We start from the raw sequence: 13,878 nt of genomic DNA, 5'->3' as shown, positions 1-13,878 counted from the left end.
TCACCGTAAACCTTACATCTCTGAATAATATCAAATGACGAAACGTATAATTTTACTTGGAATAAACCCTTATAGTGGAAACAGAGGAGTTGGTGCATTGGCATATTCTACTATTTACCTTTTAGATCTATTATCGCAAAGTAGTGATATACCTTTTGACATTCAAATAGTCGGATCGTCAAAGAAGATGGAAAATAAAGAATTGACCATAGGAGCAAATAAAATTAAATTTACCCAGTTCCCCCTTCAAATTGGAAGCGGTGTTAAAGGTAAAATTAGTACTCTAATCTCACTTATCATTTCAAGGAAATCGATTAAAGATGCAGAATACGTTATGGATATGGGCCAGGGAGACAGCTTTTCTGACATTTACGGCCTTGATCGCTTCAATGTTATAAATGTGCCACAAAGACTGTTTAGATTTTTTGGTAAGAAGTTACTTCTCTTACCGCAAACCATCGGACCCTTCAAAGACATTAGTCTAAAAAATGCAGCAAAATTAACTTTGGAGAAAAGCCAAACGGTTCTGGTTCGAGATCGATTAAGTTATAATTATGTATTAGACAATACAACGCAAACCAATGTGAGGGAGTTGATTGACGTTGCCTTTTATATGCCTTACGTTAAAAAGAAACATCTGAACGATAAGTTGAATGTTGGGCTGAATATCTCTTCCTTGATGTGGTACAATGGATATGAAAAGGATCAGTTTAGTTTCAAGGCAGACTATCAACTGGCCATGCGAGCAATAATTGATTTTTTTCTAGCCAATTCTGAGGTCCGGCTACATCTGGTTCCGCACGTGGTTGACATAGAATCAAATGTTGAAAATGATTACGAAATTTCAAGAGAAATTCACGACGAATATCATTCTAGCCAACTTGTAACGGCGCCGTTGTTCCTGGATCCAATTGACGCAAAGAACTATATAAGTGGCTTGGATTTTTTCATTGGTGCCCGAATGCACGCTTGCATTGCAGCGTTTTCATCAGGCGTCCCCGTATATCCAATCGCATACAGTAGAAAGTTTAATGGGCTTTTTGTAGACACGCTTAAATATCCATATTTGGGGGACCTTCGAAATCAGGACTCTGACGAATTGCTAGACGGAATGAAACACGCCTTTTATAATCGCAAGGAGCTGTCAAAGAATTTACAACATTCTCTTACTACCATTGTGACGCCTCGTTATAGCATACTCATGAATGAATTTAAAAAGTTCCTGGATATAGCATGATAGCGACAAAAGTTGTAAAGGCGGGTTTATGTATAGGGTGTGGGCTTTGCGAGAGCATTAGTGGCAGGGAATCGGTAGAGATGCAAGTCACTCCTCAGGGATTTCATCTGCCTGCCAGCAAAAACAATAATTCATTAAATACAATCATTTCAAAAGTTTGCCCCAGTATCCTGGTTGACAATCAACAGAATTCTGACAACGTTGATGGCATTTGGGGGAAAATTCTCGGGCTATATTCAGGGCATTCTACTGATAATGAGATAAGAACGAAAGGTTCCTCAGGAGGGATAATAAGCGCCATTGCTATTCATATTCTTGAGAACAAAATGGTCGACTTTGTTTTACAGGTTGGAGGAGACCCGAGTAACCATTATAACAATAAGTTGAAGGTTTCAAGAAGCCGAGAAGATGTACTGGCGTGCGCCGCATCAAGGTATGCTCCGGCTAGTGTATTTAATGATATATTAAATATCCTTGAATCTACATCGGGTACATTCTGCTTTATCGGAAAGCCCTGCGACGTTTCGGCTTTAAAGAATTTAGTAAACCTATATCCCCAGTATGATTCGCGGCTAAAATTAACAATTGCAATTTTTTGTGCTGGTATGCCGTCTTTTAGTGCTACGAACGACGTAATCAACTCATTTGAAGGTGCAGAGATGCCTGTAACTGATCTAAGTTATCGAGGAATGGGATGGCCCGGATACTTTTCCTTCAAGGATGCAACTGCAAAAACCTACAAAATGTCTTATAATGATTCGTGGGGGAAGGTGTTAGGAAAGCAGATTCATTTCAGATGTAAAATTTGTCCTGACGGCATAGGACTGCAAGCGGACATTGCTGTTGGCGATGCTTGGGAAACAAAGAGCGGATATCCGGATTTCCAAGAGAGAGAAGGCGAAAGCCTTGTCTTGTTAAGATCAGAAAAAGCTGTCGAGATTTTTAATCTTATTGCAGCATCCAACGAAGTGGTCCGAAAAGAATTACAAACAGGTGTGATTGAAAAAATGCAGCCTTTTCAATACTATCGCCGCAAGCACGTAGGAGCGCGTATAATTGCAGTTAAAATAGCTCGGTTTTGGAATATCCGTTTTATAAATCTGAATTTATGGAGAAACATGATAAGTGCTTCGCCAACTGTCATTGTAAGGGAATGTTTGGGTACATTAAAAAGGCTTTTGTAAATCGCACATGAAAGCTATAATTCTGCAATTACTGGTTTGGCTGCATTTGAAGTTACCTAACTCTTTATTAGATAGATTAGAGAATTTAATTGCAAAACTGGATGGAGGGCATATGTGGTCTGAACGAATAAGACATATATATGCAAGACGTCACAAAATTCAAATTGGATACGGATCTTATGGTGGCTGTTTTACGCCGCGAAATTTGGCACCGGGTGTACGTTTTGGTAATTATTGCTCCATTGCACCGAGTATTAAAATTTTTAGAGCCAATCATCCCAAAGACACCTTTACTTCGCACCCTATTCTTTATAATCCCAGCCTTGGATATGTTAAAAACGATATGCTGAACAGGCCTCCACTCGAAATTGGGCATGATGTCTGGATAGGTGAATGGACAGTGATTTTACCAAATGTCAAAACAATAGGTAATGGCTCAATTATTGGTGCCGGTTCGGTGGTGACCAAAGACGTCGCTCCCTACACAATTGTTGCCGGTAATCCTGCGAGGAAAATAAAGAGCCGCTTTGATACTGCTACTATTCAGACCTTGGAGAACTCAAAGTGGTGGCTTTTGGAAAAAGAAGAACTATTTAAAAATATTAACAAGTTAAATTCGATGATTAACTTTTCTCAACTCGAAAATAATTGATGCAGAATCTCGCGAAGAACTATTATATCGTGTCATTTATTTGGGGAGCTTTTTCAAAAATAATAGGAGCTGTTGTTAAGGTAATAACCGTACCACTTCTACTTCATTATTTTGGAAAAGATATGAATGCGATCATTGCACTTGTTTTTTCTATAAACGGATATCTTCAATTGCTTGATATGGGAATCAATACCGGTTCTGTTAAGTACTTTTCTGAATGGATAGCAAAGGGCCGTTTTGACCTTATAGATTCGGTTGCGCGAACCAGTGTGACATTTTATGGAGTCGTAGGAATCGCAAATGCTGTCTTTTTAGTGCTTTTGGCATTATTTGGTCTTTCCGTTTTTTCTATAACTGCTGACCAGCAGGTTATAATGGGCCGCCTTTTAGTCATTTTAGCGTTTTTCACTGTCGTCAACTGGAGTACATCCATTTATAATCAATTGCTTACTGCGAACGAGCAGCTTGATTACATTCAAAAAGTGAATATAATCCGAAGCATTCTCGAATTGATCCTTACCATTGCTGTTATAAGTTTGGGTTTTGATATAATAACATATTTCCTGTGCTATTTGATAATCAACAGCTTAGTGCTTTTTCCCTTATATTTCAGGTGTAGACGCAGTGGACTGGTCGCCTCATTTTACCCTGCTACCAATTGGAAGCAATTCGGAATCATCTTCAAATACAGCATGGCCATTATGGTCATGGCGCTATTTCAATTATCAGCCGTTAAGCTTAGACCTATCGTCCTAAGTATTTTTACTACATCGGGAATACAAATTGTTTCAGATTTTCAGGTGATGGAGACCATTACCATGTTCACTATCTCGATAGGCAGCATGTTAACTACCATTTTCCTGCCGAAAGCATCGAAACTTATTTTGGAAACGGAACCAAGTAAACTGACTTCATTTGCATATAAGGCAACAACTTATTCCTCGATTATATGTGTTGTTTTATGTGTGCCGTTGATTCTGAGTGTGAAGGAGTTAATACTGATTTATGTTGGCCCCGACTATCTGCATCTAATGCCTTGGCTATCTTTATGGATAATTGCCATCCTTTGTTCGTTGCATAATAGCCCGATCGCCAGCTTGGTTCTGGCCACTGGAAAGACTAAGATGCTTGTTTATAGCTCTGGTATTGCTTGTGTAATATCGCTGGCAGTTAACGCTTTTTATTGCTCAGAACTAGGTGCTGGATCTGCTGTTTTAGGATACGCAATTTACGTGCTGATCCAAATGTCATTTTACTATTTGTATTTTAATACGGCGGTCCTAAAATTGCAATCCTGGAAAGTGTTTAAATCGTTCATCGTACCGGCTGCAATAGGTATTATAGTTGCAGTAATAGTGGGTCTAATGAATTTTCAGTTCAGCAATCTGCTTTTTCTTATTGTAATAAAAAGTGCTTTGTGGATGGTGCTATTTTTATCAATGCTGGTGTTGTTCAAGGTTATTCCCATTCAAAATATTCGGGAGCTACGGGCAAGAGCGTCACTCTCATCACAATAGTAAGTATATATACCCTCGATGTACCTATTTGACTAATGATTTTAACTAAGGATATAACTGAGAGTAATGCTGGGAACTTGGGTAATTTGGCCAGGTTTGGAATTCTATTTTTTCCTATTGCATCCTATTTTTGTTATAGATATGTTGGTATTAATGATCAAATACTAAAGTTTGTTTATTTTATTACACTTCCCATAATATTAGTTGCGGTTTTCCCGGAGATGTTTAGACGTAATCCCATAACATTATATTCTTCGATTATTCGCAATATATTTTGTCTTATTGTTATTTCAATGATATGCGCATATCTATTTTGGGATCAGGACTTTTCAGTAAGTTATCGAGTAACCGCTGTTTATCTAGCAATTTGCTATTTTTTCTTATTGCAAAAGCATAAGCCGGATCTCGCATTCATTGAGAAAGTAATTTGGTTTTTATGTATTCAGTATATAGTTCTATGGATGTTTGGGATATATAAGGCCCCACAGCTTGTTTTCGGGCTGGACAGAGATGGTGTAGTTTCAAATGAGCGGGGTTTTTATCGTTTGTTTATTCCCGGAAAGACCATTATTGTGTTGTGCTATTTTCTCGCCTTAAACAAATTTTGTACAACTGGGCGGTATCTATGGACTATTGTCGCAGTCGCATTGTTTACCGTGATCGTTATGCACGTGATACGTCAAGTTATTCTTATTACAGTGGTTGTAAGTGCATTTTATTTATTAAGTGAGAAGAAGATAGGCTGGAAAATTGCACTTGTCTCATTACTATGCTTTTGGTTTGGATCTGGTTTTTTTGCAGATGATAGTGGGATTTTGGGCAGACTGATTTCGATCTCGGAGGAACAGATAGAGCGGAATCAAATTGAAGAAGAGGATATACGACTACAAGAGTATAAGTATTTTTTTAGTGAATATTCCAAAAATTGGCTTACGGTTCTTATTGGAAATGGATTCGCACACTCAGAAGGGCCATTTGGTGAAATGGAGTCTAAACTTGCAAGAGAGAAGTTTTTTTTTGGTAGTGATGTCGGATATGCCGAAATCTATATAAGGCTTGGTATTGTTGGCTTGATTTGTTATTGTCTAATTTTTTTTCGGGCCGTTAGGCAAAGGGTTCCTGCCCCCTTCGTCTATGCTAAGCTCTTTATCGTATATCTTGCATTTGCCAACATTGCCGCTTCATGGGTTTTCCATGATACAATTATTATCTGTTTTTGCTTATATATCCTTGAGCGTTGTTTTCAGGAGGATTTAAAAGAGGAGAGCTACTTTCTTCCCTTATCACTCGAAGTTGGCACGCGCTAATTCTCAGTATCTATGTGTATTACACCCAAAATTTTTATTCTATTTATTCCCTACTCTAATGGAAAAGTCCTTCCGAATCAATAATTTCGATCTTATCCGGATCTTCGCTGCTATTCAAGTGTTGATATTCCATACATTTGATCACCTGCACATCCCTACGCCTGATTGGGCGACCCCATTATTATACTTTCCGGGCGTACCGATATTTTATACCATCAGCGGTTATCTGATCTCTGCTTCCTTTGAGCGCAGCAGCGATCTTAGGCACTATTTTCGCAACCGATTTTTAAGGATCTTCCCGGGGCTTTGGGCATGTTTAATCATAACTATTGGCGTGGCCAGCTTCTTTGGTTTTAATTTTTTTAATAAGGCAGCCTTAATTTGGCTCCTGGGCCAGATGGGTGGAATAATTTATACACCGGATTTTCTGTCTGATTTTGGCTTTGGCTCATACAATGGTAGTCTGTGGACGATTTGTGTAGAGATGCAGTTCTATTTTGTTCTTCCTGTTGTTTACTTTCTCGGCCGGAGGACAAAGCGTTTGAACTTCCTCATCGTCGGTTCGTTTCTTCTGTTTTTTGCTTTCGCCTTCATTGCCAAAATTTATTTCCCCGGCATTGGTACCAGCAGTGAGGTCCGCCTCGAAAAGTTGCTGCGATACACGTACTTTCCCCATTTCTACCTGTTTTTGGCCGGTGTGGCAATGCAGCGCTTTCAGATATACAAATCCAGGTGGATCTATGGAAAAGGGATTTACTGGGTTGCTGGGTTCATTCTCATTAAAATTCTCTTCCCAGCCCTTAGTTCTCCCGTGCTTTCCATTTTCTCATTGCTTTACCTGTCAGTATGCACCATTTCGGTGGCTTATTCCGGTGTTGGATTGTCTAAGAGGCTGCTCCAAGGCAACGATATCAGTTATGGCGTTTATATTTATCACGGCCTTATTCTCAATATTCTTGTTTCACTAGGCATGACGGGCAACATAAATTATCTGTGGATTGTGATTTTTGGCGCCTGTCTGCTGGGATATCTTTCCTGGATTTTGGTTGAAAAGCCATTTTTGTTGAAAAAAGGAGCTTCGCACGCAAATCCTGTTGCTGCCAAACTTACTGATGTTGCTGTGAGTAGAAGCTAGGAATTTTTGATATATTTTGGCTCTTATTTGTTCTTTAACGACTATGAGCCGCCAGAAACCAATGAAAACCCTCCACATTTTAATTGTAAGCCTATTAATCTTTGCATCCTGCCAGTCCAGAAAAGCGGATCAGGATAGCCCGGTAACTGCCAGTTCTGACAATGAAAAACTTCTCAAAGACTACTTTGAGAAGTTCAATCAGCACAATTGGAAAGAGATGGCAGCCATGTATTCAGATACGGCAGAATTTAAAGATCCATCGCTGGGTGAGGGTATTGTCAAACAGTCCCACGAGCAGATCATCAAGAAGTATGGCGAGTTGCAGCAAATGATCCCGGATGTTCGCGATAGTCTTGTCAACATTTATCCTTCCGGCGATAAGCACATGATCGTCGAGTTCATCTCGATGGGCACCGCTCCTGATAAGTCAAAATTCACCATGCCCATCTGCACCATTTTTACAATAGTAGACGGCAAGATTACACAGGATTTTACCTACTACGACAATTTTACCGAGTAGCTCAGAAGCTCGCCTGTTTATTTGAGCAATGATCGGTAAGAGGGAACTCTGTGGCCAGCTAAATGTTTTTTACTAACAGTATTCTTATTGTTAGTAAAAACAGATATGGCAGACAAACTTATTGAAGATATACCTTTTTCCATTCTTGATCTTGCACCGATCACCGAAGGGAATAATGCATCCATAACATTTAAAAACAGCCTCCGGCTCGCACAGCGTGTCGAAGAGCTGGGCTATAACCGGTACTGGCTTGCCGAGCATCATAATATGGAAAGTGTTGCCAGCTCGGCAACCTCGGTTTTGATCGGTTACATTGCCGGTGGCACAAAGAAAATTCGTGTAGGCAGCGGCGGTATAATGTTGCCTAATCATGCCCCGCTGGTCGTGGCCGAGCAGTTTGGCACGCTTGCCTCGCTTTATCCGGGGCGTATAGATTTGGGACTCGGACGCGCGCCCGGAACCGACCAGGTTACTGCCCGCGCGCTCAGGCGCAACTACATGGAATCCGCTCAGGATTTCCCCGATGATGTGATTGCATTGCAGAACTATTTTTCGCCGGACAATAAAAACGCCAAAGTGCGTGCTATTCCCGGTGAAGGGGCAGACATACCCATCTGGATACTGGGTTCGAGTACCGATAGTGCGCAGCTGGCTGCCCACCTGGGATTACCCTACGCATTTGCAAGCCATTTTGCTCCGACCCATTTCCTGACGGCCATAGAGCTTTACCGCCGCAATTTCAGGCCCTCTCAATATCTTGCCCAGCCATATGTAATGGCCTGCGTAAACGTGATTGCCGCAGACACCAATCAGGAGGCGGAGCGGATTGCTACCTCTTTCTTTCAGCTGGCTACGGGCATTATTACGGGCCGACGCCGGCCTTTGCAACCACCCGTGGAAAGCATGGACGGACTTTGGGGAGATTACGAAGAAGCGGCCGTTAGACAAATGATGAAATACACCTTTATCGGTGCCCAGAAGAAAATTGGCGCAGATCTGGCTTATTTCCAGCGGCATACGCAGCTCGACGAGCTGATGGTTACCAGCCACATCTATGATCCTGATGCGCGTATCCACAGCTATGAGATCCTGAAAGGCGTGCAGAATCAGGTATTAGCAGCGCATTCAGCATGATTATAACTGCCGGGTAATCTACTGTTCTGATGGAGGCGGCGTCTTTGTTCCCCATTGCTTGTTGGGCTTATCGCCCATGACAAAGCTGAGGGTGCCGCCTTTCATTAGCTCATCACGATACAGCCAGCAGTTATCCAGAGCCGCTCCGTTGAATGTTGCCGATTGGACATACACCTGATCCTTGCCGTTATTTTTTGTTTCAATCACAAGGGTTTTACCGTTGCCCAAAGTGATGGTAACCCTATCAAATAGGGGACTGCCCAGTTCTATCACCGGCCTTAGATCAGTGAAGCCCTTCACATCAAAGAGTCCCAGTGCATTCATTACATACCAGGATCCAAGCTGGCCCTGGTCCTCGTCCTGGCCGTAACCATAGCCATGTATGGGCTCGGTTCCGTAAAATTCGCGCCCGATGGCCCGGGTCCATTTTTGGGTCAACCACGGTTTTCCGGAAAAATTAAATAACCAGCTGGTATGCAGGTTTGGCTGGTTTCCATGGTTATAAATGGAATTTACACCGGCAAATGCATCAATGGTTTTACCGCCGCCAAAACCCAGTTTTTCAGAAACAGTAAAGATGCTGTCGAGCCTGCTATTGAAGTTGTCTTTGCCAATGGCATCAATGAGGCCGGCCGGGTTATGCGGAACATAGAATGTGTATTGTACCGAGTTTCCTTCCTGAAAGCCGCGCCATGGCTGATAAGGATCAAACCTGCCTATAAAAGTGCCATCTATCTTCTTGGGCTGCATCAGTTTGTTTTGCGGGTTGAAAATATGCCGCCAGCCGTTTGATAGTTTAATGAGCTGACTATAATCCTGGGTCTTACCTAATGCCTTGGCCATTTGCGCGGCGGCAAATGCGCTGAAACTGTATTCCAGAGTATGTGATCCTGAAAAATTAGACCCCGTGGAATCGGTGATAAAATCCTGTCCTGTCCGCTCTAAAAAAGGCACGTAGCCATGCGCTGTAAAGGCTTTGGTGTCCAGCTTACCAGAGCCTACCGGCCGGTTTTTATAGTTTAGCTCGTTTGCCTTGATTGCATTATAGGCAAATGCTACATCGTAGTTGCGGATACCTGCGTTATAAGCTCCTGCAATGGCTAGCCCCACAAAGTTAGTGCCTACGCCCGATACGAATTCACTGTTGGCAATGCCATCACCAAACCAGCCTTTATCCTTGAAAATCTGCAAATGTGTATTGACAAAGCTGCCATACCATTCCGGGTAGGATAGGGCCCACAGCTGGGTAATGTTCCAAAAGGCGCCCCATATAGCATCTGTGTTGATCAATTCGTAGGGAAGGTTCTTACTGTTTTGTACAGGAAGCTGCCCCGTCTTTCCGCCGTGCATGGGGTAGGCGCCGTTGACATCGCTGGCAATGCCCCTTCCCAGTAAGGCGTGATAAAGGCCGGTGTAAAATTTGATTTTGTTTTGCTCATCGCCGTCTTCAACTGCAATTTTCCCCAACTGCTGCTGCCAGACGGTCTGGGCTTGCGCTTTGGCCTTCTCAAAGGACAAGCCCTTTGCCTCAGCAAGAAAATTTTGTTTTGCGTTCTCAATAGAGGTGTAGGACAGGCCGGTTTTCACTTCAATGATTTCCTTATTTTTTGTCTGATAGTGAAGTGCCAGGCCTGCACCCTTTCCTGCCGAGCTACGCTGGTTTGCTGTTACCTTATCAGCAGTGAAAGCTGTAACGGAGGCTGGCTTTTTGCTAAGCTCACCATAAAGGAACATGGCAATTTTTCCCTTGGGATCATATATTTTCACGTATTTGGGATAGGTGATCACGTAGCCTTCAAAGTGCGTATCATCCAGCATTTTAATGCGGGCATCAGTTACAATGTCGCTTTCACCCTGCTTGTTTCCGATATCAAGGATAATGTGGGATTGCTTGTGCTCTGGGAATGTATAGCGCTGGAAACCAACCCTTTTGGTGGCCGTGAGCTCAGCGGTAATGTTATAATCTTCCAGTAAAACCTTGTAGTAACCGGGCTGGGCCACCTGGCTTTTTCGGTCAAAGCCGGAACGGTAACCGGTATGGGCAGAATCCAGATCGCCCGGCTTGGTTTTCAGCGGCCCAGTCGCCGGCATATAGCTTACACCGCCTACCTGCCACTCATGAAAATGCACAAAACCTTCTATCGAATTCTGGCGCGTATCATAGCCAACGGCTTCCCATCCCGACGGGTTGCCATAATGCCCGTTTGTAGAAGGAGCAAGCTTAGCCATGCCGTAAGGAACCGCAGCAGGTGTATAAAAAAACCAGCGGCTATGTGCAGTACCAATGTTTGGATCGACATATTTAAGAAAACTTTGCGCCTTAGCAGGATCATATGCTGATAAGAACAACAGCCAGGCAATGGCAACACGGAATTTGGCTTTCATAAAGGTAGATTTAGTAATCGCTTTTGGATCTTGTTTATAAACTTATGATCTTTTGTTTGTATTTTTCAATGTGTCAACATGCTGATCACAGATTCAGGCAAAATTTACTTAAACTATTGTTGTTTCACCATAATTTCTATACATTTAAATGTTCATACATACGAACATATTGTTTAGCATTGACATTTATCGCAAACAAATGAAACTGCAACCCTTCTTTATTTCTAGCATTCTGATTCTGCTGACGGCACTATCCTCCTGTGGCGGGCCAAAGGAGCAAGATGAGGATGAGGTCTATATCAATGAAAAGGAATTTACGGCAGAACCCGATTCGGAGTGGACCAACATGTTCCTTAGAAAATCAGGATGGTTCGGCGGTGACGGGATCTTTGCTATTCCGCTTTCGGGCCGCGATAATGAGAAAAATGACAGTCTGCTGTTTCTGTTCAGTGATACAATGGTGGGAGAAATTCAGGGAGATTCCTTGCAGCCGGGCTTTGTCATGGTCAATAACTCCGTGTCGCTATTAGAAGCTAAATCGGCTGATTCCTCCAAGATGGCATTCAAAATAGCCAGCGAAAACGGGACCTATAAAGCCATTTTCAGCCCCAAAACAAACAAGCCAGACAAAGACACCTACTTTTGGCTAGGCGATGGGTTTGTGAATCCCGATGCTGGTAAAGACCTTTTTATTTTTGCTTATCAAATCACCAATACGCACGACAAATCGCCTTTTCCATTCAAAGAAACGGGTAATGTATTGATCCGCGTGCCAGCCGGAAGTCCTTTCCCTTATGCCAACCAGCAGCAAAAACCGCTGCCATTCAATGATTACAAAAGTGAGGGAGAGACCATATCTTTTGGAGCAGGCATTTTTAACAACAGTGCGTCTGCGGGAGAGGCCGAGCCGGATGGTTTTGCATATGTTTATGGGATAAAAGGCAAAAGTAAGCAACTCGTTTCAGCCCGGGTCAAGCCCGGACGGATCGATTCCTTCAGCGAATGGGAGTTTTGGAATGGCCAGGGCTGGTCTAAGGATGTCAAGTCTGTGAAAGCATTAAGCGATTCAGTCTCCAATGAAATGAGCGTAAGCCGGCTGGCCAAAGGCAAATACGCCTTGGTTTATCAGCTGGGCAGTATTTTTCCCCAGATTTGCATGCAGCTCGGCCCCACGCCAGTAGGCCCGTTTGGCCCCAGGATTGTGCTTTATAAAACCACGAATGATATCCAGGACCCGGATTTGTTTACTTATAATGCCAAAGCTCACCCGGCATTGTCAGGGACGGGTGAGCTGCTGATTTCCTATAATGTGAATAGTTTTAAATTTTTTGAGGTCATCACAAGAAAACCTAACCTGTATCGCCCGCGGTTTGTAAAGGTTAAGTTCAGCCAACAATCTTCCCAAACAAACCATTGAGTATGATAAGCGAAGAGACCGATACATTACCAGCTAAAAACCGGCTGCCCTACATCATGCTCATTACCAGCGTTGCTGCATTCGGAGGCTTTCTTTTTGGCTATGATACGGCCGTGATCGCCGGGGCGATTGGTTACCTGCAAGTCAAGTTTAATTTGTCTCCGCTGATGGTGGGCTGGGCTGCCAGCAGTGCCATATGGGGTTGTGTGCTGGGAGCCATGTCGGCAGGTTATCTCAGCGACCGTTATGGCCGCAAGGCCGTTCTGATAGCCACAGCGGTTCTTTTTGCGCTGCCCGCCTACGGCTCAGCCGTCGTCAATGATCTGACGAGCTTTATTATCATGCGGCTGCTTGGGGGCATTGGGGTAGGGGCAGCTTCCATGCTGTGCCCCATGTACATTTCTGAGATTGCTCCTTCGCGCCTGCGAGGCCGTTTGGTGACGCTTTACCAGCTTGCCATCGTGCTGGGAATTAACATCATCTACGTCATTAATCTGAAAATAAGCCAGGCAGGTGACCAGGCCTGGAACATTGAATACGGCTGGCGGTATATGCTGGGCTCGGAGGTGATTCCGGCCGTGGTGTTCTTTATATTATTGTTCTTTGTGCCCGAAAGTCCGCGGTGGCTGGCAGCGCAGGCCAAAGATGAAGCCGCTAAGAAGATCCTCGAAAAGATCAACGGTAAAGCCGTTGCCCAGCAGATATTTACAGAGATCTCCGAAAGTCTGCGCGACGAAAAAGGCAGGCTAAGCGATTTATTGGACCCAAAGCTTCGTAAACCACTTTTGATCGGAATTGTGCTGGCACTTTTTTCACAGATTACCGGCATCAATGCAGTCATTTATTATGCACCCGAAATATTCAAAAGCATTGGTTTTGGCGCCGAATCGGCTTTTACACAAACCATCATTATCGGCGTAGTCAATTTGCTTTTTACATTGGTGGCCATCTGGCTTATCGATCGGGCCGGCAGGCGAAGTCTTCTGATCTGGGGTGTGGCCGGCATGATAATCTGCCTCTTTGCAACAGGAATCTGCTTTTATTTTCATTTCGACAAAGGACCTTGGGTGCTTATATTTATCCTGGGCTACATTGCCAGTTTTGCTGTATCGCTGGGGCCCATTCCCTGGGTGCTGATGTCTGAGATATTCCCCACTAAGATCAGGGGGATTGCTATGTCGCTGGCTACATTGATATTATGGATTGGTGTTGTGGCCATCACGCAGCTTACGCCCTATTTTTTAGGAACATTCGGCGGGGCGGTTACATTCTGGATTTTCATGGTGAACGCAGTCATTATCTGGATTTTTACACTTAAAAAAATCCCGGAAACCAAAAACAGGACCCTGGAAGAAATTGAAAGAAGCTGGTAGGAGAACAAAGAATAATC

At 43.3% G+C, this 13,878-nt stretch carries 11 protein-coding genes; 10 read left to right on the top strand and 1 reads right to left on the bottom strand.

What is annotated here, in order from left to right:
• Nucleotides 1-34: 34 nt before the first annotated feature.
• The 8 genes from G395_RS0123150 to G395_RS0123115 all read left to right on the top strand — a co-directional run bounded on the left by G395_RS0123150 (nucleotide 35) and on the right by G395_RS0123115 (nucleotide 8,686).
• The gene (locus G395_RS0123150; protein WP_026632245.1) at nucleotides 35-1,237 is read left to right on the top strand and encodes a polysaccharide pyruvyl transferase family protein; all 1,203 of its coding nucleotides are present in this window, start codon (nucleotides 35-37) and stop codon (nucleotides 1,235-1,237) included.
• Nucleotides 1,234-2,421 carry a Coenzyme F420 hydrogenase/dehydrogenase, beta subunit C-terminal domain gene (locus G395_RS30090; RefSeq protein ID WP_051350324.1) on the top strand — a complete coding sequence of 396 codons (1,188 nt, stop codon included), beginning with the start codon at nucleotides 1,234-1,236 and terminating at the stop codon, nucleotides 2,419-2,421. The genes G395_RS0123150 and G395_RS30090 overlap by 4 nt, the downstream gene beginning before the upstream one ends.
• A 7-nt stretch (nucleotides 2,422-2,428) precedes the next feature.
• Nucleotides 2,429-3,073: a CatB-related O-acetyltransferase gene (locus G395_RS33120; protein WP_051350323.1), complete on the top strand. Its 645-nt coding sequence runs from the start codon at nucleotides 2,429-2,431 to the stop codon at nucleotides 3,071-3,073.
• Nucleotides 3,070-4,590 (top strand): MATE family efflux transporter, encoded by a 1,521-nt coding sequence (locus tag G395_RS0123135; RefSeq protein ID WP_169720066.1) that lies wholly within the window; start codon nucleotides 3,070-3,072, stop codon nucleotides 4,588-4,590. Before G395_RS33120 ends, G395_RS0123135 begins: the two co-directional genes overlap by 4 nt.
• 35 nt (nucleotides 4,591-4,625) lie before the next feature.
• The gene (locus G395_RS0123130) at nucleotides 4,626-5,897 is read left to right on the top strand and encodes a hypothetical protein (RefSeq protein WP_026632243.1); all 1,272 of its coding nucleotides are present in this window, start codon (nucleotides 4,626-4,628) and stop codon (nucleotides 5,895-5,897) included.
• Nucleotides 5,898-5,955: 58 nt separating this feature from the next.
• A complete protein-coding gene (locus tag G395_RS31270; RefSeq protein WP_051350322.1) occupies nucleotides 5,956-7,032 on the top strand; it encodes an acyltransferase family protein in 1,077 nt (358 codons plus the stop codon).
• A gap of 61 nt (nucleotides 7,033-7,093) precedes the next feature.
• Nucleotides 7,094-7,552: a nuclear transport factor 2 family protein gene (locus tag G395_RS0123120; RefSeq protein WP_026632242.1), complete on the top strand. Its 459-nt coding sequence runs from the start codon at nucleotides 7,094-7,096 to the stop codon at nucleotides 7,550-7,552.
• A 105-nt stretch (nucleotides 7,553-7,657) separates the two neighbouring features.
• Nucleotides 7,658-8,686, top strand: coding sequence for an LLM class flavin-dependent oxidoreductase (locus G395_RS0123115; protein WP_026632241.1), 1,029 nt, complete (start codon nucleotides 7,658-7,660; stop codon nucleotides 8,684-8,686).
• 18 nt (nucleotides 8,687-8,704) lie between these two features.
• Here the strand turns inward: G395_RS0123115 and G395_RS0123110 are convergent, their stop codons facing one another.
• Nucleotides 8,705-11,089 carry a GH92 family glycosyl hydrolase gene (locus G395_RS0123110; RefSeq protein ID WP_262485403.1) on the bottom strand — a complete coding sequence of 795 codons (2,385 nt, stop codon included), beginning with the start codon at nucleotides 11,087-11,089 and terminating at the stop codon, nucleotides 8,705-8,707.
• A 181-nt stretch (nucleotides 11,090-11,270) separates the two neighbouring features.
• Here G395_RS0123110 and G395_RS0123105 point away from each other — a divergent pair, with 181 nt between their 5' ends.
• On the top strand, nucleotides 11,271-12,488 hold the full coding sequence (locus tag G395_RS0123105) for a DUF5005 domain-containing protein (protein WP_026632239.1): 1,218 nt from the start codon (nucleotides 11,271-11,273) through the stop codon (nucleotides 12,486-12,488).
• A gap of 2 nt (nucleotides 12,489-12,490) precedes the next feature.
• Entirely contained in the window at nucleotides 12,491-13,861 is a 1,371-nt protein-coding gene (locus tag G395_RS0123100; RefSeq protein ID WP_084439787.1) for a sugar porter family MFS transporter, read from the top strand.
• Nucleotides 13,862-13,878: the final 17 nt, after the last annotated feature.

Source organism: Dyadobacter alkalitolerans DSM 23607 (assembly GCF_000428845.1).
Taxonomy (GTDB): domain Bacteria; phylum Bacteroidota; class Bacteroidia; order Cytophagales; family Spirosomataceae; genus Dyadobacter; species Dyadobacter alkalitolerans.
This window is presented reverse-complemented; position numbering and strand designations above follow the sequence as displayed.